This window comes from Faecalimonas umbilicata, assembly GCF_042846195.1.
GTDB lineage: Bacteria > Bacillota > Clostridia > Lachnospirales > Lachnospiraceae > Faecalimonas > Faecalimonas umbilicata.
The window spans coordinates 2,281,913-2,304,289 of record NZ_AP031411.1; the positions used below are offsets into that span (position 1 = coordinate 2,281,913).

Below are 22,377 nucleotides of genomic sequence, written 5' to 3' on the forward strand. Positions count from 1 at the left end.
GTCAGAAACCATGTATCACGTTCATTTTCCCTGACTTCACATTAACATAACATCTGTAGCTTCGCAAGATATTTTTTCAAGACTTGCATCTAATACATCAACTCCGTTCTTTTTCTTAGATAATCACTGATCGCATCTGTAGCATCCATTTCTCCTGTCATTTCCACGACTACCACATACCCTTCATTCATGTGAGCATACGGCTGATCGCCAGATTTATCCAGAAAAGTTTCCACTTTTTCAGAAATAGCTTTATCCATATCAGGAATTAAATCTTCAATGTCCTTTAACTGCTCCAGATTAACACTGGAATCTATTACTGACTGATTCACCATGATGCTCACCTCTTTTCCAACATATTCTTTGTATAAGTCGTCCTATACCTACAATTTTCTCAATCACATCACCTTACCTTTCGCATTTTGTTCTCAAATTTTATCTATTACTATGGCATTGCATATTCTGTTCGGCGTGTTGGCTTCCATTCGTATAATCTGTTGTCAGCGTTACGTCCAACCTCTATCAGAATATTTCTGAATGCTGGCAGCTTCTTCGCAAACTTACCAGCCGTTTCCGGAGTATCTTCGACGCTCGCCAGTAAAATCATTTACAGGGTTATGGCATCTGTGGAATCAGATTATACAGCTCATGCAGTTTTCAAGGTACAAAAGAGAGTTTTTTGAATATCCTTTCACTTATTACAGCCTGGAAACACTAAAATGTTGTTCGCTTCAAAAAAATCCTCTCACTAATAAGGCGTTACAGAGGCACTTTTGACACCCTTTTTTGAAAAATTCATAAAAAGTTTACATTTACTTCTTTTATTTCGCTTTAATGCGAACCTTATCGTACTGCCATTTTAATTCGCTTTAACGCGAATGTCAAGCGTTTTGTTCGCTTCAATGCGAATCTTTCTGTTTACATTCCTTGTTTTTGGTAGTAAAATGGATTTATCAAAAAGAAAGTTGGAAATTTGGTATGACAATCGGTGATAAAATAAAAAAAATCCGGACATTCCGGAATATGACACAGGCAGAACTTGGAGCTGCCCTCGGCTGGGGCGATAAAGGTGCGAACCGCCTTGCCCAATACGAAACGAATTACAGGGTTCCCCGTAAAGATCTGGTAACTGAAATGGCTAAGATTCTGGACGTAAATCCACTGGCACTGCATGAACCTACTACTATGGATGCTTCTGAACTTATGGAAATCCTGTTCTGGATTGATGAATTTAATCCGGCAGCTATCAATCTCTTTCAGTTAGAAACTTATCCCGGAGAGAAATGCAATTCCAGCGAAGATACCGCAGTCCGTTACCATAACTCTGACAACTGGCCTGCTCATCCACCTGTTGGTATGTGGTTCAATTATGGAGTTCTCAATGATTTTATGAAAGAATGGGTTCTCAGAAAAGAAGAACTGAAATCCGGTGAGATTACCAGAGATGAGTATTTTGAGTGGAAAATCAACTGGCCGCAGACTTGTGACGGATGTGGAAAATATGAGCCTAAGAAACAATGGCGCTCTGTAAAATCAGAACTTAGCGAAACTTAAATCATGCCCAATATGGAATATACTTTTTATAACTTAGTGCAGTATCCAGATTCATTACTTTAATATTCATAATCTCTTAATCGTTCTACGATAGAGCGATTTCCTGCAAATTTTTTATAGGATAGAAGAGGTGTTATCATACATATCAGCAAAACAAGAATAACGCAGACATGGCGTCAATCCTCCTAAATGCCGCTGTTCTTTGTCCGGATCGTCGTTGCTAAAAATAAGCACAAAAAGAAGCGACTGCTCTAAAAATCAAAGCCACCACTTCAAAAGCACACGAAAATGTATCTGCGTTACGACGGCTTTTTTTCTTTGCCGTCGTCCGGCAGAATGAAATTATATTCTTTACTTATATACTATATGGAAAATTTGTAGATTTTATAAAGATTTGAAAAAATAATGAGCGATACCGCAGTATCGCCCTCTAATTTCTTAATATGGAATTTTAATTATTACCTGCGCACCACCAGTCTTTTTAGAATTGCTTAAAATAAGTTGCCCGTTATGTTGTTTGATAATGCTGTTTGTGATATAAAGTCCCATACCAAAGTGCATATTAGAAGTTCTGCTTTTATCGCCCATAAAAAATTGTTCTTGCGCATGGTGTATAGCTTCTGATGTGAAGCCGGTTCCCTCGTCTGTTATGGATATGTGTAAAAAATGGTCTACCTTTTGTGTTGTTACATAAATTGTTCCCAGTGGTGGAGAATAGTCTAAGGCGTTGCTTATCACATTCATAATTGCCCGTTCTAACAGAAGTTTATCCGTTTTGAATATACCCAAGTCAATTTCCTTTTCCATGTGCAGACAAATTCCTTTTGTAAGACATAAGGAGTTTGCCTGTGCTTCAATCTGTCCCATGTAATCAGAAATATCAATTTCTTCCAAGTGAAGCTGATACCCGGCAACAGTCCGGGAAATATCAATCAGCGTCTTAATATAAATGCTTATTTGACTGGAGCTTTCAGTGATATAATCTGCATATAGACGTTGTTCGTCATCAAGTTCCGTTTCATTTATCAAATCAATATTTCCTTGAATAACTGTCAAAGGTGTTTTCAAATCGTGGGCTAATGCTGAAATCTGTTCTCTCTGTAATTGTTCCGCGTGCCATTGCTTCTCTAAAGACATTTTCAGATTATCTTTCATATTAGCAAAAGAACAAAGTGCGTCCTCAAATTCTCTGATTTTTGAATGTCCCACTTCAAAATCAAGATTTTTCTGTGCAACCTGTTCTGTCGCTTCAAAAAGAGGGGCAAGCTGTACCCTCAAATTCTTAGAGAATTTTGTTGTTAGTATTACGCAAACCGCAATACAATTCGCGCCTATGAGGATATACAACAAAATTTCCGGCGAAGGAAAATGCTCATTAAACCATTCATTTGTAAATTGTGAACCGATATAGTATTGTAAAACAATCAGTTCCTTATCCCTTGTAATTAACAGAAATTGCTTTCCATTATTTGCAGTATTAACACCATCGGTCGCATATCTTAATGCTGATTTCACATCATCATTTTTTAAGGAGGTTTCCAGTATTGTGTATGATTTATCCAGCAAGAGGTAATCACACCCGGGAGGCATGTTTTCTGTTACATCTGCCAAATCAGGTGTTGAAGCAAGAACAGGAGCTATTGTTTTCACAAATTCTTCACTTTGGTTAGCATAATTAACAATCCCCAAACTAGCAAATATCGTAAATACAAGAAAAGGAGTGATTACGGATAATGTCAGACCGCCTATCAGCATAACAAGGTATTTTATAAAAGCTGTCCTTAACGTTGCTATCTTTGTTCCCATTTGTAACCTATCCCCCAAACTGTAATGATTGGCTGTACCCCCATCTTATTAAACTTTGCCCGTACATTTTTAATGTGAGTAGAAATTGTTGAGTTATCGCTGTCTCCGTCAATACTGAATACAGCCTCATAAATCTGTTCTTTAGAAAAAACCTGTCCTTTGTTATTAGCAAGATATTCACAAATTAAATATTCGCTCTTTGTAAAGGGAACCGGGCAGTCATCAACCCGGATTTCTTTTGCGGATAAATCGACCTTAATATGTTCAAAAATGATTGTGCTGTGTTTTTCTCTTGTTTCCCGCCGCAGATGGGCGTTTACACGTGCCCGCAATTCAGCTATACGGAAGGGCTTTGTCAAATAGTCATCAGCTCCAATTCCCAAGCCAAAAGTGATATCGTTCTCCAATGTTTTAGCAGTAAGAAATAGTATGGGGCAATCCACAAGGGAGCGGATTTTTTTACAGAATGTAAAGCCGTCTGTGTCAGGCATCATAATGTCAAGCATTATCAAATCATATCGGTTTAAGCACTCTAAGGGAATCTGTGAAACAGATGGATATGTGGAAACGGTGTGTCCGTCTTTCTGCAATCCATTTTTTATCAATTCCAAAATAGGAATTTCATCATCTATAGCAAGGATATTTGCCATAAAATGCACCTCCTTTCACTCCGGTACTATTGTAGCACCATCATATTATTTTGCAAATCTTACTGACATTTTGCCACCCGGTATTCAGAATTTACTTCTACTGCCACGGAATCAGTTCTATCTTTGTCCAAGATTTCATATATACCGCCTATTGTCCACTGCTCACGTTTTTGTGAGCTCTTCTCTTTTCCGCTCCAATCAATATGATATAGTTCCTCTTTGGGAATTTGTAATTTTGTTTCACTATCAAATGTATAGGATTCAGCAATTATATCAATATATTCTCCAATATTTTCATCGGGAACGGTTTCATCTGTTATCTGATAAACTTTATCCCCGCATAGCAACTGTGTACAATTTTGCGTATTTATTGTAAAATCTCCTTCTGCTGCTGCCTCTACTTTCTGGTTGTATCGAAAAATAGTATCTTTGTCTGTAACAGAGCTATTAAGAATAGCTTTGTGGCAGCCTCCGTTTGCGTCAACAATAAGCTCCTGCGTATTTCCATCTTTGACCGTATAAACATTTAAAAATGGAATGATATAGGCGGCGTCTGGTTCTGAATCAGCAATATCAGCTAAAGTTTTAAAAGTGGCCTTTTCTGTATCCTGTTGAAGCAGGATTTTCCCGTTTGAATCTATGACCGCAAGTTTTCTGATATAGCCAACCCATTCTCCAAGTTCTGAATTTGACAGCGTATCATCAAGAATGGTGAAGCTGTCTCCCTTGTAGGTAAACTGTGTCACATTATCCGTATTCAGCACACATTCTTCTTTGTCTTTGGAATATTCATCAATTCCCTTTTCCAAAACAGAACAGCCAGTCATACTTGCTCCCATCAGCAGAATAGCAACAACCAGTAAAATCATTTTCTTAATCATCGTTTTTCCTTCCTTCCCATTGTGAAATCCAAAAAGTCACTGCAATAAAAGCAATTATTGTAATAAGTCCCATTATAAAAACCTCATTTTTGTGTAGAGATAGTTTATCGTCTAACACATAATGGCTTAAATCAATCGCCCAAGCGAAAGGGATATACTTCCAAACTCCCGCTAAGACAATATTACTGTACATAATTACCTGTAGGCTTTCAAATACACCTAAAAATAATGACGGCCCAAGTCCAAACTTAAAGCCAATAAATAAATGGAAAATGTAAAGTATAATATTTCCAAAGGCAAGGACTATTATTGTTTCTAACAGCACGACATAGGGTGTATGTGGAATAAGTCCTTGTATTGCTACCAGTATAGAAAATAATAGCACCAAACTAATCAGTGAAAGAATGCCTCCACCAAAAAGGACAAGAAACTTTCCGCAGAAAATGGTTATCCTGTTTGGAACGGATAGAATCGGCTGTGAATGTGCGGCGTGATCTTCCATAAACGTATTTAACCCGGTAATTATGCTGATAAGAATTGGAAAAAACGTAGCTGTAATCTCAAAAATCAGCTTATATTTATTGTAGTCTGGCCGGAAACTGTATAAGCCAAAATAGCTTGTAAAAAGGATTGCACCGGCTATCGGTACGAATATATGAATTGGTAATAGTGGTGTGTGGCGCAATTTTACCAATTCTGAACGAATTGCCCTATATAGTGTCATTCTATTTCGCCTCCTGTCTGCTAAAATTACCTGCACCCAGATAAGTAAGTACGAAAAAAAGTATGAATGATAAAATTAAAGATAATACAACAGGTAATATGGAAACGTTAGGAGTGTCATTCAATGTTCCATTGATACCAATTCCCATTAGTGATTCCGCCAGCTTTGGAGCCCAACAATATGGACACAGCCACCATAAGGAGATAGTTCCAAAAAAGCCGGGAAGAAAAATTCCAAAGGCAGTGTTTACTACAAGCGGCATAAACAATCCTATTTTAAAAATCAAGAATAAGCAAAGCGGAATCTGCCATATAGAAGCTATCATAATAGCAACACTGCCTATAAAGGATTGTCCCGGTGTGAAAATAACGGTTGACGGGGAGATAATATTGCTAACACATACCAACAATGCCAATATAAAAGCCGCAAATATCATTTTTTCAATCAGAATCAGATTTTTACTAATCCAAAATTTTTTCAGATTGATAGACATAGAATATACAGAATAGTATTTATCTGCACGTATTTCTTTTTGATTGGACAAATAGCAAAGAACTGTAATTGTTCCCGGAAGTAAAAAGGAATACCACCAATACAAGGACATATACTGGAATCCAGTAAATCCAGCCATCAGCCAAGCAAAAACTGCTGTAATCAATGGGGCAATTATCAATAATTTATTGAAAAAGGTTCTTCTGAATTTTAAATGTTCTGATTTAAGGTATTTCATACTCTTACATTTCCTTTCTGTTTTTTTTCACAATATCCATGAATAATTTTTCGAGATTTTCTTCAGCATGTAAAACACCTTCATACCCCAAGACACCCTCCGAGATAATGCCGATATGGTCAGCAATCTGCTGTACCTCTGTAAGAATGTGGCTGGAAAGAATTACCGTAATTCCTTTAGAGGGGAAGGAACGAATCAATTCACGGAGTTCTTCTATACCAACAGGATCGAGGCCGTTTGTAGGTTCGTCTAAAATCAGCAGGCGGGGATTGTTTAAAATTGCAATCGCAATTCCCAACCGCTGTTTCATGCCAAGAGAAAATTGTCCTGCCCGTTTCTTTCCGGTATTCGTAAGGCCGACAATATCAAGCGCTTCATGGCAGCGTTTATCCGGTAAGCCGAGAAGCTCCGTCCTCACTTTTAAATTTTCAAATGCAGTCAGGTTCTCATAAAGAGGCGGGGTTTCGATTAAGGTTCCTATGTCATTCAAATCTTTTCGGCACCAAGCGTGTCCGTCAAACTCAATGCTTCCAGATGTCGGTTTCAAAATGCCTGTTATCATTTTAAGTGTTGTGGACTTTCCGGCTCCGTTTGGTCCCAACAATCCATAGACGGAATTTTTTTCAATATTCAGCGATATGTTATTTACAACTGTCTGCCTGCTGAATGATTTACAGAGATTTGTTGTTTTCAAGATTATACTCATATTTTACACTATCCTTTCTTTTGATTATGCTAAAAGGATAACTGCAAATTTTGAAGATTTCATAAAGAAAATAGAATTTCTTAAATACATAATAGGAAATACTTTGGCTAATGATATGTACTGTATAAACATATCCAAGAAGAAAAAATCACAAAACTGTGCTTTTTCCTAATCCCGATTTGGAAGATATATTATAAACTTGCTTCCTTGTCTATTTAGTAGCATGGATTCAATTGCATGTCAGGGACGCCCGGCACACTCTGAGCAACACGATTCCCATATTGACAAACACAAATAACAGGATCAAATTCACAGGTAGATACCCTCTGATTACATCTCCAAGCACTGCTATCCCTGAAAGGCTTCCAATCAAAAACATTTGTGAAATTTCGTTCCACATTTTTTTGTATTGTTTTATTGTTTCCATAATTATCACCATTAAGATTCCCACTATGAAAAGCACAGCTACGATTGCCAGAATCCTGATAACCCATACTTCTCCACCTGCATATGCTATTTTCTGGTTAAATCCATTATCATAAGTTGGATATACCAGCCATTTACAAAATCGAACATACCACATGAATGGAGTCATGAAAAAATCTATGAAATCATGTTGAAAAGCACCATTCTGTAGAATTGCAAACAGAACTACCGTAATGTATCCCATTCCCCAGAAATACTCCATAGCCTTCATGTTTTCCGTTCTGTCCTTTACTTCTTTTTTCGCTTTACGAATTTCCAGCTCAGCACGTTTCTTTTCGTTACGGGCTTTGGATTCTGCCTGCTCCATCTTTTTCTCTGCTTCTTTTTGTTTCTTCTGTGCTTCATCTACTGCTTCAACAGATGATTTATTAACCTGTATCTGCAATTTAGAGTTCTGGTCCCGAACGTCTTTTATTTCTTCTTCGAGCTGCTCTTGCTCGCTCCTGCTCTTCAAGCCGTTTCTGTTCCTCAAATCGTCGTTGTTCTTCTGAAGCGATTGATTCAACTTCTGCGTTTCGGACAGTTCGGTTGTCAAACGATGAATTTCGTCGTTTAATTTCCGAATTTCGTCTTGCATTTCGTGATTCTCGAAGAATAGCTTCTGTTTTTCCATTTTCAGCTTGTGTGTCCTTTCCTGAAATTTCTGAATAAACTCGTTCATCTTCTGATTTCTCACCTGTAACTCGTCTCTCTCTTCCGTCACTAGCTCCAGTGACGCCGCCTGCTCCTTCGCAAGCTGCTTCCACTTGTCGGTAATATCCGGCAAGCTCTTCATCTGCTCCGTTTGTTCGTTCTGCTTCGGCTCGTACCCTTTCGTAATTTCCATTAAATTCATTCTCCAATCCCTCCCTACTGATATCCAGATGAAATGTTTTAGACAGATTGCTGTCACGCACTTTCTTTCCATCCTGGTTCTGAAAAGTGATGTGCTTCCGTTTCTCTGTCCAGTTTACGTTCCATCCAAACTGTTTCATTTTTTCTATAAACATTTCTTTACTGATACAATTTTCCAGTGCTTTTAACACTGCCATTGCACAATCCGCTACAAAACTGTCTTTCACCTGCTGACAGAACAGATTATATTTATCTTTGCTCCATGCAATGACTTCCCCTTTTTCAATCTGACTTCCATCAAAGTGCTTTCCTTTTTCGGCTACTGTCAGTCCACGTTCTCGGCACATCTGATTGGTAAGCTGTTTCATACGTTCCAGATCCTTTTTGGTGTTATGCAGTTTTCTTCCATCTTCATAACTCACAGAATTTGTAACCAGATGACAGTGGATATGATCTTTATCCTTATGCACAGCCACTAAGGTCTGGAATCCACTGAACCAATTTTCTGCAAACTCTTTTCCAAATTCTAATGCCTGCTCTGGAGTGATCTGCTCGTCCTTATGCCAGGAAATAATGTTGTGAGCGTACATTCTCCCAGAATCTTTATCCCACACCTTCTTTTCCTCTAAAAATGTTCTGTACACCAGATCATAATTAATCTCATCATGGCAGTACGGACCTGTTACATAAGTAAGCAGTTCACTTGTCTTGTCCTGTCGCAAAACATATTCGATGCAGTTTCTCATTGCTCCATGTGTATTTGTCCGCTTATTAATCGTCTTATTAATAGCCATATCTTTTCACTCTCCTTCCGGTACTTAAGAATATTTTTATTGAGGAAATACAGCGTACTGTCATTTGGAACTTCTCCATCTATATGCAGCTTTCTTGCAATCTGATTGATATTTGTAGTAGCTCCCCGTAGCTGACTGAGAATATCTGCAAACATCTGGTTCAATCTTTTTAGTTCTTCCACTTCCTCTGTAGAAGCTATCTTTAATTCTGCAATTGCTTTTATTACAACTTCCTGCTGTGTTCTTCCTGATTCTTTCACTTTGCTTTGAAACAGATCATATTCCTCTTTATTCATTCGTATGGTTACTGTATGATTTCGTTTTCTCATAGGCTTTTATTTCCTTTCTCTGCTTGATTTTTATTCTTCATCAATAGGCACAGCGTTTCGACTAAAATTAACAGGGATTCCATAAGTGTGCTGAACATCCAGTGGATGTCCGTTTAGCACGGACCGAAGCGGAGCGAAGATAACGCACCTTTGGTGAGTGCAGGGGTGCATGACGTCCAGTGGACGTCAGTTTTGCACCGACCGGAGTGGTAACGGAGGCAAACCCTAGTCAATCAGTAAGTGTTCCGTAGGAATGTCCGGTGGACATTTCGCAGGGATACTTATGCTATTGACGTGCCGGGGTTCCAAGGGGCGGAGCCCTCTGGCAAGTTTAGGGACAGCCCAAAGGCTGGCTCCGGTGCATAGTGGCTTGCCACTTTGCGAAACTTGCCTGTCATCTCCCCACCACTGAACCGACACCCACCAAGCCATATTTTCCACCCTACGTTATCAGATCAAAATGGAGATGACGGTGGTTTTGTGGTGCAGGGACAGACTGTGGAAGAAAGAGAAAAGCTCCCATTTCGATAGATTTTCTCTTTCTGAAACAGGCTGTTCATGCATCACTCCGATGCAAAGAATCGGACAATCATGTGCCGTATCCGGCACTCTATTCTTTTCTTCGCCTTGCTTGTTCAATCCACCCATCTGCCAACGCTTTTCTGTTATATTATCCTGTTATTTCTGTCTTTCTTTTTCTGGATCTCTTTCCATTTCTGCTAAAAGACATAAAAATAGCAGTCATAAACATTTCTCCAATTCATAATGTCTGAAATGTCACCACTGCCATTGTCTTTTTCTGCTATGCTGTTTTTGTAAAGCTATTCCTTACTGTCAGTCTGTTTTCCTGTTACTGCTATTTCATAACCATCTAAAAACTGTCTGCAAAATCCAGTGCTGCATCCATATCAGCTTCTTTCTCCCAGTCCAGATTATCTTCTGCGATCTCTCCATCCGTTTTCTCCATTGTTAGTGTTCTGTCCGGCAGATTAATTTCTCCTACCGATTCTTTTACAAACGGTACAAGCATTTCCATCAGATTCTTCGCTATAGCCATCGGGACGGATTCTTTCACTCCATCCCGGACAGCTGTTTCCACTCTTTCCAGAAATGCATCTTCCTTTTCTCTGGTTTCCAGATACGGATCTGCTTCATTCCTGTACTCTCTGGAAAAATAATCGTTTAAAGCAACTACAACTGCTCTGGTGTACGATTTATATTTTTTCCTGTCCATCGTCTGCAAATATTCCCATGCCTGCCTGTCCTGTTCATCACAAAGGTTCAAACGGATATTTGTATTGATGATTTTCCGTTCTTTTCTCATACAAGCATCCCTCCGTTTCTCTGGATCTTCCTTACGGTCATTGCTTCATAGCCTTTCGCTGTGGCACAGATGTCCCGTACAATCGTTACCCGGCCCTTGTCATATTCTCCAAAATTCTGGATCATACAACCTCCACCGCCGACCACATACAGACGCATCAGTTCTGGATTATATTCCCGTTTTCTCAGCTTATGGAAGATTTCTTTTGTATAATCTCCGGCAGCTTTACGAATGACTGTCAGATATTTCTCACCAATATCTGCTGTCCCGGTACGGATCACCTGCTCAATCACCAGATCGTCCACCACTGTTCCCAGTTCTTTCAACAAGGATTCCCTTACAGTAAGCACACACTGATGCGTTCCATATTTCTCTGTAAAGCATTTCTTCTCTAATGGACGGGAATTGTTGATATACATGATGTTCATAGTTCCGTTTCCAATATCCACAAGCATGTTGATTCCTTTGAAATCCTGTAAGCGGTAAAAGGCTGCTGCAAATCCCTGTGGGTAAATATCAGCACCTGCAAACTCTACATGATACTCTTTATTGCGGAATATAAAATCCACGCTTTCATTCTGGAGGAGATATTTCTGGAAATCTTCTTTCTGTGTAGCTACCCAGGTAAGCGGAAGTCCGGCTGCAATGTGTACCTTTGCTTGATTCATTTCTTTCCCATCAAGTTCCTTTGCTATAGCCGCCAGTGTCAGCACATAATAGTCCTCGTCCTGCGTTTTCTCTGCACAGAACTCCTTGTGTTCCTCTCCGATCTGGTAATACATACCATTGTAAACAAGAAGATTATTCTGGAAGATTGGCTCCTTGTCATATCTGGCTACACCGGATGGAAAGCATCTGGTGGCTGTTTTCATGTTTCCATACCCATGATCAAGCCCAATCACCACAATTATTTCATTATTGTTATTTTTCATCATTCTCATAATCATACCTCACACTTTCTTAATTTTTATTTTTGACTTTCTCCCAAATTCGGGAAAAATCTATATTTGTATCAGCTAAAACGTTGATACATGAAAAAGGGCAGTCAGTGTAAAAAAAGCAAAATATTATGTACTCTGGCAGCTATCTTTGTTATTTCTCCTGCTCCGGTAACATTTCTTTTTGCTTATTTTGCCCTAAATGCCCTTAATTCCCTGATTCATATTTAATTGTAACTGTTTATAATCTATATCTGTTTCTTCAAAAGGTATTCTTTCTTCTGGATCTACAGGACAAAAATCTTCTTCCTTAACTGCAATATCCTGATAATAAAACTCACCATTGTACTGCTTCAGAAGGAAACCTTTATCTGTCATATTCCTGAAAAAGTTGGATTTACCATGCCCCTGTCTGCCATTCTCTTTGCAGTATTCCTCATACATATGGAACACTTCACTTCGTTTCAGACGTTTTCTTTTGGCACGCACCAATGACTCATCAATAAAAGCACAGATACTGTCAGATGACCGCTGTACCTCTCTTACACATTCTTTGCTGTGTTCGCTCTCCGTGAACTTTCCCTGTTCGTACAGATTTTTCAATGCAATCATCGCCATATGAATTGCATAATCGGATTCTGCCTGTACCTTTTCCTTTAAGTGCAGATCTTTTTCACCACTTTTTACTACCCTGTTCATATCGAGAATCAGTAGTCTGCGATAAAAAGCGTCTGACTTATCCTCAAGATTCTGTGGCATTTCATTGGTAGAAAAAAGTAACTTCGCATAAGAGTGAAAATGGATTGCATCCTGTCCCTTTTTCTCATAGATCAGTGTGTCCTCACCGACCGCTTTCTTTAATACATCTGTATTCTCCATTGCCTTGCATGGAATATCCGCACAGGCATTTAACAATTTTCCGTACATTCCAGTCGCATAGAATCGTTTGTTCAGATCCTGTAGAGAAATGCTGGACATATTGGTGATTCCAACTACATGCTGGATCAGTGATACTGCCACAGACTTTCCGGTTCCACCATTTCCTTTCAATGTAAGGAATTTCTGAAACTGCGTATCCTGTGTCATGCAGTATCCAAAATACTCCCAGAATGTCTGCTGTTCTTCTTTGTTAGGAAGAGACGATGCCAGATACTTTTTGATATTTTCTCCACCTTGTAACACCTGCTCACAATCCTCTGGATAATAGGGAAATGGAATCTGATTGATTGTCAGATAATCCGGATTGTGTTCCAGCATTTCACCCGTAACCGGATCATAATATCCATTTTTGAAGTTGATCCACCGCACAGGCTGTTTATTTAGTTCATATGCCTCTCGGTGAACTTTTGGCTGTGTGATCAGCAGATTATAGATTCTTTTGATCACTCCACTCTGTACCTGATCTCGATAAATCAGCTTCTGAATACGATATTTCATTCTTACCCCATCATGGTCTTCCATGAAAACGCCATGCTCATAATAATACGGTGTGATTCCTACCACAAAAAACTGAACATTCTCCACCAGATAATCTACAATCTCCATATCCCGGACGCCTTTCACATTTCCTTTTGCATCAAATAAGTGAAAACGACTCAGTTCCGGTTCTTCTCTCGGATCTCGTTCAAAACGCAGAATATACTGTTCCAGTAATTTCTCAACTTCTTTCTGATTATCCAGTTTGCCAAGATACTCTTTCTCTTTGAACAACTGCCAGCCTGCTTTTCCGTCGAGACCAGCGTCTTTGAAAAATGTCTGTAACTTATCATTCATCCACTTCACTGTACAGGCAGCCACATAATGATAGGCGCTCTGACAGCTTCCAGTAAACTGAATAGATCTCATTTCCTCTATAAAAGAATCTGCACTGAAATAATATCCGTCATCTTCCTGCACTAGACAAAGTGCCTGATAACCTGACATCACAATATTCAGTGCGATATCCTGATTGTCCACCAGAAAGATATAGGTCTGTGCTGTCCCTTCTGGATTGGTTTCCATATAATGCTTCAAAAACTTCTTGTTCAAACTTATCACTTCCTTTCAGGCAAAGAAAAAGACGCAAGCCACATTTCTATGACTCACGCCTTACTTCACTCACAATATTCTATTTTTATCAGTTACCTGCCAGATTGATTACTGGCAATCCTTATACATAAATCAATTCTTTCAGGATAATCTCTTCCGCAATCGCTTTGTGTTGATTAGCAGCTCTCACCCATGCCATCTGATCTGCTTCTTTATCCGGCAGTGGTTCTTTTTCTTCCAGCTGCTTCAGAATTACCTTTTCTCTTTCTCTGGCTGCCTTGTCCACTTCCAGAAGATACTCTCCAAGTATATCCTGTAAAAGCATCACCTGATAGGTTGAATTTCGATGGTTTTTCAGATAATCTCTGCGAAGAAAACCATACTTGCCAAGATGCTCCATCTGCTCACCGGATTTATAGGTGAGGTTCGGAATCAGGTATCCATTTACATTTGTATAAGTCAGTTTCATATTCATATGACCTCTCTTTCGTTTAAACTTTTATCTGTAACAGAACCAGATGTTCATGTTACGTCATTGCTACAAATCTTTCTTTCCATATTATTTTGAATCCAACCCGGGCAGATTTTCTTCAAAATCATGGTGAAAGTGCTTCGTTTCTGTGTTGGGAAAATGAACGGAAACACTTGATTTTACTGACTTTCTTCAATGTAACCTTATTATAACGTCCTCCCCATATCCCACCTGCGGATTTGGATATTCTGTAAATCCTGGCAATGGTCTTGCGCCTCTCCTGAGATAAGCCTTTACTTTTTCTCCATATAAATACGGATCATTCCCTCTCACGATTCCCCACTCCATCATAAGTGCCGCCGCTCCGGAAACAAATGGTGTAGCAAACGATGTTCCGGTGAATGTCTGATAAATTCCGGACGGTGTCGGCGCTGTAATATCTACTCCTGGCGCCACAAGATCCGGTTTACTTTCTCCTTCAAGTCCTCCCCTTCCCGAAAAATCTGCATAGGCAAACGTCAATGAATCGTATGCTCCCACACTGATCACTCTCTGTGAAGTCGACGGAATCGTCAACGTCCCCCTCTCGGTCGGGTAGCGGAATGCAGTTCCCCTGTTCAAGACATTCTCACTCGGAAGCCATAAGTCATATTCCCCTGTCACAATTTTTCTTGGAGTCAGAACAAACTGCCATATGCCCGGCGTAATATACGAATCTTTTGGAAGAAACTCGATAAAAATCTCCTGTGAGACATGAAACGGACTTGGCTCGCCATAATACAGCAGGATTTCCGTATCTCCGACCACAAAACGTTGTGTACCGATTACCTCTGGTATCGGTCCAATCTGCACACCTGCCGGAGAAATCAGAGAGATATCCACAATGTCATGGTAACTTTTCCAAATCTGCACATTGATTGCCGTCTCCTTCATCTGTACCGCAAGTGGAATCCGCTCTTCCGTATTCTCTTCAAGGTTTCCTGCAGTATGCCCCGCACTTGCCCCTTCATTTCCCATACCGATACAGATCACGCTCTTCCACAAGTTTGCAATATCCGCAATAAACCGCTCCAACAAACTTGTGCCGGTGTGTGAACCATATGTATTTCCAAAACTGATATTGATTGCGACAGGTCTTCCTGCTCTCTGAGCCTTCTTTACCACATAGTCAATTGCCTGCATCAGTTCCGTCGTTCTTGGAAATCCTTCCTCCCGCGGTGTACCGAGCTTGACGACAAGAATCCCGCTCTCAGATGCAACTCCCTGATAGCGGGCTCCTTTACTTCCTCTTCCATTTCCTGCTGCAATTCCCGCCACAGCAGTTCCATGCCCAGATCGATCTTCACTTGGTACAATTTTCATTCGTTCTGTCCGGTTCTCCTGCTGCAGCGCCTCATTGATCTTCTCCTGCGTGTATTCTGTTCCCTGCACATAGCCTTCCGGAGGATTTCCGGGAATCGTCTGATCCCAAAGTGAATAAATTCTCGTCGTTCCATCTGCATTCCGGAAATCCAGATTTGCATAATCAATCCCTGAATCAATGATTGCCACAAGCACACCGGTCCCATAAAGTTTTGGTGGTCGGATTTGCACCGAAGTCATACAGGACACTCTTCTTCCATTTTCCACTTGAAAAAACAATCGCTTGGGCTTCTCTATATACTCTACCGCTTCAATCCCCGCCAGCGCTTCCAGACGATCTTCCCGGACAGTCACAATGGCAAACTCATTACTCAATTCTACAACACTCTCTGCAATTTCTCTAACCCGCCCAAGCGTTCCCGAATATTTTATGATCACTTCCCACGTTCGTGCAACCGGGTAGTATCCCACATCCAACTCCAAAGATTTTTCTCGTTCTTCTTCACTTGCACTCAATGCCAGATTCAATAAATTTTCAATTTTCTGGTCTGCCATATGATCACCCCATCACACTTTATTCAGATAGGATGGCAAAAATACCTTTGCTTTTTTAATTCTTCTGTTTTATTCTTCCATTTCACTTCCTGTCAACGCTCCTGTATACGGTGCAAGTGACAGTGGGATAAAATATCCTCTCTCATGCCTGCACAACGGACAGATTTCCGGAACTTGTTTTCCGGAGTGGATATGCCCACAGTTCAGACACATCCATTTTCCTTCTTTTGCCGCCTGAAAATAAGAACCATCCTCCAAAAGTCTTTCCACTTTGGCAAATCTTCTCCCGTGAAGTTTTTCTACCTCTGCAATCTGAAAGAACGCAGAAGCAACCTCTAAAAATCCTTCTTCCTTTGCAGTCTCTCCAAAAGCCTGATACACATCATCTGCTTCCTCGAATTCATTATGTTGAGCCGCCTTCAAAGCCCCAAAAATCTGTTCGTTGTCGTCAATCGGATAAGTCCCCTGAATTTCTATCGTCTCCCCTGTCATCTCTTTCAACAGCTCATAGAAACGCTCTGCATGTGCCCGTTCCTGCTCCGCTGTAAATAAGAATATCTTTTCGACTGCATATAGTCCCTGCCTGCGCGCAAGCTCTGCTCCAAAGGTATAGCGATTTCTGGCTTGACTCTCTCCCGCAAATGCTTTCATCAAATTTTCCTTTGTTCTACTGTTTATCAAACTCTGTGCCATAGTTTCCTACCTCTTTCTTCTCACAATTTCACGATTCTCCCATCGTTACACTCAGAAGTATGTTACCAGACACCGTCTTTTATACATTCTTTTCCATTTTCTTCTCTGATGCTCTTTGCACAACGAATATATTTCCAACACAGCAAGAAATAAAAATGACCACACGTTAATTAAATCCGATAATCCTTCTCGCCACCTCATACGCAAGCACCGATACTTTTCTTCCGGAATTTCCCGGAAGATTCATTGTCTGTCCAAGAATACTGTACCGAATCTTCCAATATACCCGATAATCTACTTCTTTCAGATACTTCCAGAGCGCCTTTTTCTTCTCCAGATTTTCCTCTGTCTTAGAGCGGATCAGAATAATCGAAGATACTGTCATCATAATCGCAAGATAGTTGATCATGTAATTTCTCAGCTTCCTGCTGGAAATTTTCCGCATAGAATACATGTCGATCATCGTCCTTGTCACATAAAGCTGCTGATCAATACGTTTGATCATATTTTTCTCATTGACTGACTGATCCTCTCTTCCGATAAAGTACCGGTAAAAATCAACATCAAGATAATATAATGATGTAACATGCGGCAAAGGATAGTACACATAAATGTTATCCACATAAAATGTATGCTTTGGCAGCTTCAATCCACAATTACGCAATAATTCTGTCCGGTAAATCACAGAATGCATCAAAATATACTGCGACAGACGAAATCTTCCGATATCCCCCCATGTCATGATGCGATCCTGCGGAAGTACATTCCGGTAATGAATCACTTTCTTATTCTTCACTCCAACCTTTTCATATACATAATTAGAGATGAGCATGTCCGTCAGACTTCCCTGCTGATACCATCCCTTCAATACATCCAGAATCTTCTCAAGCGCCGTCTCTTCTACCCAGTCGTCGCTGTCTACCACTTTAAAATACATACCGGATGCATGGTTCAGCCCTTCATTCACTGCATCCCCGTGGCCTCCGTTTTCTTTGTCCACCACTTTTACAATGGTCGGATATTCTTTTTCATACCTTCTTGCAATCTCTAACGTGTGGTCTGTCGATCCGTCATTTACAATAATAATCTCCACATCTTCTCCCCCCGGAAGAAGCGACTGTATTGCCCGGTCCATATAATCCTCCGAATTGTAACATGGAATCGCAATGGATAAATATTTCATTTCGTTCACCTCATCTATTTTCAATCTTTCCATAGTATAATCCATTTCCTGACATTTTCCAACAGCTATATTGTAAATTCCTGATATTTCCGATATAGTAGAAGCATAATCATTTTTTGGAGGTAATTTACATGAAAAATATAATTGTAGGACAGTCCGGCGGACCAACCGCTGTAATCAATGGAAGCCTTTACGGTGTTGTAACGGAAGGACTCCGTCAGACAGATGCCATCGAGACAGTCTTTGGAATGATCAATGGGATTGAAGGATTTTTAAACGATCAAGTGATTGACATGCGTCCACTTTCAGAAAACGGGGAATTAGAACGAATCCGCACAACACCGGGAGCATACTTGGGTTCCTGCCGCTATAAGCTACCAGAAGATCTTACAGATGCTGTTTATCCTCAATTGTTTAAGAAATTTTCTGACAGAAACATTGGCTGCTTCTTCTATATTGGTGGAAATGACTCCATGGACACTGTCAGCAAGCTTTCTCGCTATGCTGCCTCTATCCAGAGTGATATCCGTTTCATCGGGATTCCAAAAACGATCGATAATGACCTTGTGGAAACCGACCACACACCTGGCTTTGGAAGCGCTGCAAAATATGTAGCTTCTACTGTCCGTGAAATTGCCATCGACGCTTCGGTCTACGACAATAAAAAATCCGTCACAATCGTGGAAATCATGGGGCGCCACGCCGGATGGCTGACTGCTGCCAGTGTCCTTGCCCGCAAATTTGAAAAAGATAACCCGGTTTTGATCTACCTTCCAGAAGTCGCTTTTGACCAGGATGCTTTCATTGAAAAAGTATCAAAGGCACTCGAGACAACACCAAACCTTGTTGTATGTATCTCCGAAGGAATCAACGACGGCAATGGTACATTTGTGTGTGAATATGCAAGCGATGTCGGAGTGGACAACTTCGGTCACAAGATGCTCACAGGTTCTGGAAAATATCTTGAAAACCTCGTAAAAGAACGTCTTGGTATTAAAGTTCGCTCTGTAGAACTCAATGTCAGCCAGAGATGCTCTTCTGCTTGTCTCTCTGCTGCCGACCTAGATGAGGCTGTCTGCGCAGGAACTTATGGTGTACAGGCTGCACTTCTAGGGGAAACAGGAAAAATGGTATCTTTCCAGAGAACAAATGACAATCCTTATAAACTCACCTACACAACCGCCGATGTAAACAACATCTGCAACAAAGAAAAAGGAGTTCCTCTTTCCTGGATTACAAACGATGGTTCTGACATCAGTGAAGATTTTATCCGCTATGCACTGCCACTGATTCAGGGAAACGTTGAGGTTCCATTTGAAAACGGACTCCCGGCATTTGCTTTCCGTCGATAACTTGTTGCCATTCACATTTTGTTCATATTTCTTTCAAATTTTTTTCATTTGATTCACACGGTTTCTTCATTTCTATGTCATATACTAAGACTATCAAATGAAACAACATTTGAAACAGACGTTAACAGTATTCACATACTTTTAGAAAAACTTTTTCATAATACATGCCAGATGCGTTTTATACCATCTGGCATCCTCCCTTTTTAGGGAGTTTTTATGTCTTTGTCCTGAAAATAAAATTTAGAATCCGTATGCTCTTTTCAATATTTTAAACTGTTCTTGTTCCTGAATTTCTGGTAATTCCGTTAGGATCCCCTTTGTCACCTGTGCTTTCATCTCAGGCTCCAATCCCTCCACATTCCATAAAATCTCCAAATATGTAAGCGCAAGCAACTTTGACTGTGGAAGCACCTTTCTGCCTCTCCTGCAGATCTCCGCTGCATCATCTATCCGATCATTCTCCTCATACCGCTGTGCCAGACAGAGAAATGCCTCTTCCTTTTCCGCTCCCCTACCACTCTCCTTTAAATAAATTTCTAACGCAAGTACCTGGCCATCTATTGTTTGCTCCCGCTCTGAAATTTTCCAAACAACCTCTTCTAGTTTCTCTGTATATCCGAAATTTTCTAAGGTAGCTCCCTCTTGCTCCCTTGCCGCATCTGCCTGTATGATTTTTCCCTTCTCTTTTGACTGATCTGTCATCCTTTTTCCAACCGCGCTTCCAAAGATGACCATCACTGCACAGCCAAGGGCAACCACTGGCATTTTCTTTTCTATTTCTCTTTTTCGCCTGGATCTTAATTTCGGGAAATGCTTCTCCACCATAGAAAAAGTAATATATCCCTTCTCTCCATCTGCCTTCAGACAATTCTGGATCAGCTTTTCCAACTGGTATTCTTCCTTTTTTGTCAATGGAGGATCCGGCTCACTTTGGGACAACATATATTGAAGTGTTCTGCCAAAACTATAAATATCTACTGCCTCACAGATTCCTTTCTGCCTGTAAATTTCGGGATTTGAGAAGTATTTCCGCACCGTCCGGCTTTGAATCTGACGTACCGTTTCTCTGCTTCCTTCGGCCTCCAGATCCAAAAGATAAATCTCTTCGTCCTCCTTTACAATGACGCTGTATGGACTTAAGTAACCATAAGTTTGTTTTTCTCCGTATTTATGAAACCATGTGATCTGCAGAAGCATCTTTCGCATAAGATTCCACAATTCCTCTTTCGCTGTCTGCGGGTGATATTTCAGCCAATAGATCAACGTCTGTCCGAAAATTGTATCCTGGATCCGCTCACAATATTTTCCATGCTGTACCATTTTAATAATATCGTATTCCTTCTTCTCCAAACACATGCCTCCTTTTCTCTCCAGTACACAGAATGTTTCCTATGCCCATGTAATTTATATTCCTTTGTTTTCTTTATGATTTTTATTGGATTTTTCAGAATTTGTCGAATTGTATTTTGAAATCTGTTTTTTACAGAACGGTCGATCATCACGAAAGTGATGGAAAAATGAATGATTTTATTTCAATATCCTTATAGGAGTCTCCCGCCGGGAGAGACTCCATTGCTTTGTTTCTCACTAATCAATCGGTCGATACAGATGTCTCGGAATTCCATCTACCATAACCGGAGATACATCTCCCTGAATCAGCGGCCGCACATAAGTGATAAACTCATCTGTCACATAAGTGCCTTCCTTATTTACCCATTCTCTTGGAACAAGACGCTCATCGTTCGCAATCTTGTGCACATCTTTTACCTCGGTTGTACATTGATATGGATCATCGGATAACCGAAGCATGACAACCATTTTCCCGCTGTCCCCTTCATCTCCGGCTTTCACTGCCGCACCACCTACCTGACTCGCTTCAAGGATATCCACTCTCGAAGCAGAATGCGATGCTGCTCTCTGCAACGTGCTAAGTTCTACGGCTCTTGTCTTGCATCCGATCTCTCCTGCGATCAGCGATGCCAGATAGTTTGCAGTTCCAGTCAGCTGCTTATGTCCAAATGCATCTACAAAATCTACATTAGAACCGAGTTCGCACACATATTTTCCATCTGCGGTCTTGATTCCCTCGGAAACTGCCACAACAACTGAATATTTCTTCTCCAAAAGCTTCCTCACTTTTGCAACAAACTTGTCCACATCAAATACAAGTTCCGGCAGATAGATTAAATCCGGCCCTTCACAGTCCTCTCCTTTTGCCAGTGCAGCTGCACCTGTCAGCCAACCTGCATTTCTTCCCATAATCTCTACGATGGTAACAAGTCCGTGTTCATAGCGCAGGCTATGTCCGTCACGGATAATTTCTTTTACCGATGTTCCGATATATTTTGCTGCACTTCCATATCCCGGTGTATGGTCGGTCAGTGCCAGATCATTGTCGATCGTCTTCGGCACCCCAAGAAAATTCGTATGTCCACGCCCCGTTACCATGGAATAATCGTAAAGCTTCTTGATCGTATCCATCGAATCATTTCCGCCAATATAAATAAAGCATTCAATATCCAATTCCTCAAGAATATCAAAAATCTTCTCATAAACTTCCTGATTCTCATGAATCTCCGGAAGTTTATATCTGCAGGAACCTAAAAATGCCGCCGGTGTTCTTCTCAATAGTTCTACATCCAGATCACTTCTGATAAAATCCGAAAGATCCACATACTTGCCTTCCATCAATCCCTGAATGCCATGCAGCATTCCATACACTTTCTTTGCCCCACGCTCTCTTGCAGTGCAGTAAACACCAGCAAGGCTCGAATTAATTGCCGCTGTCGGACCTCCTGACTGTCCTACGATCACATTCCCTTTCATCATATCCCTCCAGTTCGTTTGTCAATATCCTTATATTAGTATATTTTGCACTTATTGTAAAGCAAAACTTCGTTTCTTTTGTTTATTTTTACTCATTTTTGATAATTTTCATTTCTTTTTGACATTTTTCATCATTATTTTATCTATTTT

General features: G+C 40.4%; 21 protein-coding genes. 2 read left to right on the forward strand and 19 right to left on the reverse strand.

Annotated elements, in window-relative coordinates:
* Positions 1-89: 89 nt before the first annotated feature.
* The gene (locus ACGG81_RS10900) at positions 90-335 is read right to left on the reverse strand and encodes a DUF6870 family protein (protein ID WP_016286640.1); all 246 of its coding nucleotides are present in this window, start codon (positions 333-335) and stop codon (positions 90-92) included.
* Positions 336-978: 643 nt separating this feature from the next.
* On the opposite strand from ACGG81_RS10900, the gene ACGG81_RS10905 reads away from it, so the two are divergent.
* Positions 979-1,554, forward strand: a complete 576-nt coding sequence (locus ACGG81_RS10905) for a helix-turn-helix transcriptional regulator (protein WP_337434640.1) — start codon at positions 979-981, stop codon at positions 1,552-1,554.
* A gap of 438 nt (positions 1,555-1,992) precedes the next feature.
* Here ACGG81_RS10905 and ACGG81_RS10910 read toward each other — a convergent pair whose 3' ends face one another.
* The 16 genes from ACGG81_RS10910 to ACGG81_RS10985 all read right to left on the reverse strand — a co-directional run bounded on the left by ACGG81_RS10910 (position 1,993) and on the right by ACGG81_RS10985 (position 18,049).
* Positions 1,993-3,360 carry a HAMP domain-containing sensor histidine kinase gene (locus tag ACGG81_RS10910; RefSeq protein ID WP_337434641.1) on the reverse strand — a complete coding sequence of 456 codons (1,368 nt, stop codon included), beginning with the start codon at positions 3,358-3,360 and terminating at the stop codon, positions 1,993-1,995.
* Complete coding sequence (locus ACGG81_RS10915; protein ID WP_337434642.1) at positions 3,345-4,010, reverse strand: response regulator transcription factor; 666 nt, start codon at positions 4,008-4,010, stop codon at positions 3,345-3,347. The genes ACGG81_RS10910 and ACGG81_RS10915 overlap by 16 nt, the downstream gene beginning before the upstream one ends.
* A 59-nt stretch (positions 4,011-4,069) precedes the next feature.
* The gene (locus ACGG81_RS10920; RefSeq protein ID WP_390108327.1) at positions 4,070-4,891 is read right to left on the reverse strand and encodes a NisI/SpaI family lantibiotic immunity lipoprotein; all 822 of its coding nucleotides are present in this window, start codon (positions 4,889-4,891) and stop codon (positions 4,070-4,072) included.
* Entirely contained in the window at positions 4,884-5,615 is a 732-nt protein-coding gene (locus tag ACGG81_RS10925; RefSeq protein WP_337434644.1) for a lantibiotic immunity ABC transporter MutG family permease subunit, read from the reverse strand. Before ACGG81_RS10925 ends, ACGG81_RS10920 begins: the two co-directional genes overlap by 8 nt.
* A gap of 1 nt (position 5,616) precedes the next feature.
* Complete coding sequence (locus ACGG81_RS10930; RefSeq protein WP_390108331.1) at positions 5,617-6,345, reverse strand: lantibiotic immunity ABC transporter MutE/EpiE family permease subunit; 729 nt, start codon at positions 6,343-6,345, stop codon at positions 5,617-5,619.
* 4 nt (positions 6,346-6,349) lie between these two features.
* Positions 6,350-7,051, reverse strand: a complete 702-nt coding sequence (locus tag ACGG81_RS10935; protein WP_270652431.1) for a lantibiotic protection ABC transporter ATP-binding protein — start codon at positions 7,049-7,051, stop codon at positions 6,350-6,352.
* 229 nt (positions 7,052-7,280) lie between these two features.
* Positions 7,281-7,991: a DUF6040 family protein gene (locus tag ACGG81_RS10940; protein WP_337434646.1), complete on the reverse strand. Its 711-nt coding sequence runs from the start codon at positions 7,989-7,991 to the stop codon at positions 7,281-7,283.
* Entirely contained in the window at positions 7,924-9,165 is a 1,242-nt protein-coding gene (locus ACGG81_RS10945) for a relaxase/mobilization nuclease domain-containing protein (protein WP_390108334.1), read from the reverse strand. The genes ACGG81_RS10940 and ACGG81_RS10945 overlap by 68 nt, the downstream gene beginning before the upstream one ends.
* On the reverse strand, positions 9,114-9,494 hold the full coding sequence (locus tag ACGG81_RS10950) for a plasmid mobilization protein (protein WP_337434648.1): 381 nt from the start codon (positions 9,492-9,494) through the stop codon (positions 9,114-9,116). The genes ACGG81_RS10945 and ACGG81_RS10950 overlap by 52 nt, the downstream gene beginning before the upstream one ends.
* A gap of 871 nt (positions 9,495-10,365) precedes the next feature.
* Positions 10,366-10,818 (reverse strand): hypothetical protein, encoded by a 453-nt coding sequence (locus ACGG81_RS10955; RefSeq protein WP_337434649.1) that lies wholly within the window; start codon positions 10,816-10,818, stop codon positions 10,366-10,368.
* Complete coding sequence (locus ACGG81_RS10960) at positions 10,815-11,759, reverse strand: ParM/StbA family protein (RefSeq protein WP_337434650.1); 945 nt, start codon at positions 11,757-11,759, stop codon at positions 10,815-10,817. Before ACGG81_RS10960 ends, ACGG81_RS10955 begins: the two co-directional genes overlap by 4 nt.
* 195 nt (positions 11,760-11,954) lie before the next feature.
* Positions 11,955-13,793: a phage/plasmid primase, P4 family gene (locus tag ACGG81_RS10965; RefSeq protein ID WP_337434651.1), complete on the reverse strand. Its 1,839-nt coding sequence runs from the start codon at positions 13,791-13,793 to the stop codon at positions 11,955-11,957.
* A 112-nt stretch (positions 13,794-13,905) separates the two neighbouring features.
* On the reverse strand, positions 13,906-14,253 hold the full coding sequence (locus ACGG81_RS10970; protein WP_390110391.1) for a TnpV protein: 348 nt from the start codon (positions 14,251-14,253) through the stop codon (positions 13,906-13,908).
* Positions 14,254-14,448: 195 nt separating this feature from the next.
* Positions 14,449-16,173 carry a S8 family peptidase gene (locus tag ACGG81_RS10975; protein ID WP_390108338.1) on the reverse strand — a complete coding sequence of 575 codons (1,725 nt, stop codon included), beginning with the start codon at positions 16,171-16,173 and terminating at the stop codon, positions 14,449-14,451.
* A 69-nt stretch (positions 16,174-16,242) separates the two neighbouring features.
* On the reverse strand, positions 16,243-16,866 hold the full coding sequence (gene rbr, locus ACGG81_RS10980; RefSeq protein ID WP_009262492.1) for a rubrerythrin: 624 nt from the start codon (positions 16,864-16,866) through the stop codon (positions 16,243-16,245).
* Between the two features lie 166 nt (positions 16,867-17,032).
* Entirely contained in the window at positions 17,033-18,049 is a 1,017-nt protein-coding gene (locus ACGG81_RS10985; protein WP_009262493.1) for a glycosyltransferase family 2 protein, read from the reverse strand.
* A 131-nt stretch (positions 18,050-18,180) separates the two neighbouring features.
* On the opposite strand from ACGG81_RS10985, the gene ACGG81_RS10990 reads away from it, so the two are divergent.
* On the forward strand, positions 18,181-19,401 hold the full coding sequence (locus ACGG81_RS10990; protein ID WP_390108341.1) for a 6-phosphofructokinase: 1,221 nt from the start codon (positions 18,181-18,183) through the stop codon (positions 19,399-19,401).
* Positions 19,402-19,641: 240 nt separating this feature from the next.
* On the opposite strand, the gene ACGG81_RS10995 is transcribed toward ACGG81_RS10990, so the two are convergent.
* Together ACGG81_RS10995 and ACGG81_RS11000 are read right to left on the reverse strand one after the other, a co-directional pair.
* On the reverse strand, positions 19,642-20,757 hold the full coding sequence (locus ACGG81_RS10995) for a hypothetical protein (protein WP_320852460.1): 1,116 nt from the start codon (positions 20,755-20,757) through the stop codon (positions 19,642-19,644).
* Positions 20,758-20,988: 231 nt separating this feature from the next.
* The gene (locus ACGG81_RS11000; RefSeq protein ID WP_008974793.1) at positions 20,989-22,227 is read right to left on the reverse strand and encodes a 6-phosphofructokinase; all 1,239 of its coding nucleotides are present in this window, start codon (positions 22,225-22,227) and stop codon (positions 20,989-20,991) included.
* Between the last annotated feature and the right edge of the window lie 150 nt (positions 22,228-22,377).

Bases quoted from the DNA above. Each gene is read 5' to 3' on its own strand.
- ACGG81_RS10990 (WP_390108341.1), top strand. From the start codon at position 18,181: ATGAAAAATATAATTGTAGGACAGTCCGGCGGACCAACCGCTGTAATC.
- ACGG81_RS10945 (WP_390108334.1), bottom strand. From the start codon at position 9,165: ATGGCTATTAATAAGACGATTAATAAGCGGACAAATACACATGGAGCA.
- ACGG81_RS10910 (WP_337434641.1), bottom strand. From the start codon at position 3,360: ATGGGAACAAAGATAGCAACGTTAAGGACAGCTTTTATAAAATACCTT.
- ACGG81_RS10955 (WP_337434649.1), bottom strand. From the start codon at position 10,818: ATGAGAAAAGAACGGAAAATCATCAATACAAATATCCGTTTGAACCTT.
- ACGG81_RS10985 (WP_009262493.1), bottom strand. From the start codon at position 18,049: ATGAAATATTTATCCATTGCGATTCCATGTTACAATTCGGAGGATTAT.
- ACGG81_RS10995 (WP_320852460.1), bottom strand. From the start codon at position 20,757: ATGTGTTTGGAGAAGAAGGAATACGATATTATTAAAATGGTACAGCAT.
- ACGG81_RS10975 (WP_390108338.1), bottom strand. From the start codon at position 16,173: ATGGCAGACCAGAAAATTGAAAATTTATTGAATCTGGCATTGAGTGCA.
- ACGG81_RS10970 (WP_390110391.1), bottom strand. From the start codon at position 14,253: ATGAAACTGACTTATACAAATGTAAATGGATACCTGATTCCGAACCTC.
- ACGG81_RS11000 (WP_008974793.1), bottom strand. From the start codon at position 22,227: ATGAAAGGGAATGTGATCGTAGGACAGTCAGGAGGTCCGACAGCGGCA.
- ACGG81_RS10920 (WP_390108327.1), bottom strand. From the start codon at position 4,891: ATGATTAAGAAAATGATTTTACTGGTTGTTGCTATTCTGCTGATGGGA.
- ACGG81_RS10930 (WP_390108331.1), bottom strand. From the start codon at position 6,345: ATGAAATACCTTAAATCAGAACATTTAAAATTCAGAAGAACCTTTTTC.
- ACGG81_RS10925 (WP_337434644.1), bottom strand. From the start codon at position 5,615: ATGACACTATATAGGGCAATTCGTTCAGAATTGGTAAAATTGCGCCAC.
- ACGG81_RS10960 (WP_337434650.1), bottom strand. From the start codon at position 11,759: ATGAGAATGATGAAAAATAACAATAATGAAATAATTGTGGTGATTGGG.
- rbr (WP_009262492.1), bottom strand. From the start codon at position 16,866: ATGGCACAGAGTTTGATAAACAGTAGAACAAAGGAAAATTTGATGAAA.
- ACGG81_RS10900 (WP_016286640.1), bottom strand. From the start codon at position 335: ATGGTGAATCAGTCAGTAATAGATTCCAGTGTTAATCTGGAGCAGTTA.
- ACGG81_RS10950 (WP_337434648.1), bottom strand. From the start codon at position 9,494: ATGAGAAAACGAAATCATACAGTAACCATACGAATGAATAAAGAGGAA.
- ACGG81_RS10905 (WP_337434640.1), top strand. From the start codon at position 979: ATGACAATCGGTGATAAAATAAAAAAAATCCGGACATTCCGGAATATG.
- ACGG81_RS10915 (WP_337434642.1), bottom strand. From the start codon at position 4,010: ATGGCAAATATCCTTGCTATAGATGATGAAATTCCTATTTTGGAATTG.
- ACGG81_RS10935 (WP_270652431.1), bottom strand. From the start codon at position 7,051: ATGAGTATAATCTTGAAAACAACAAATCTCTGTAAATCATTCAGCAGG.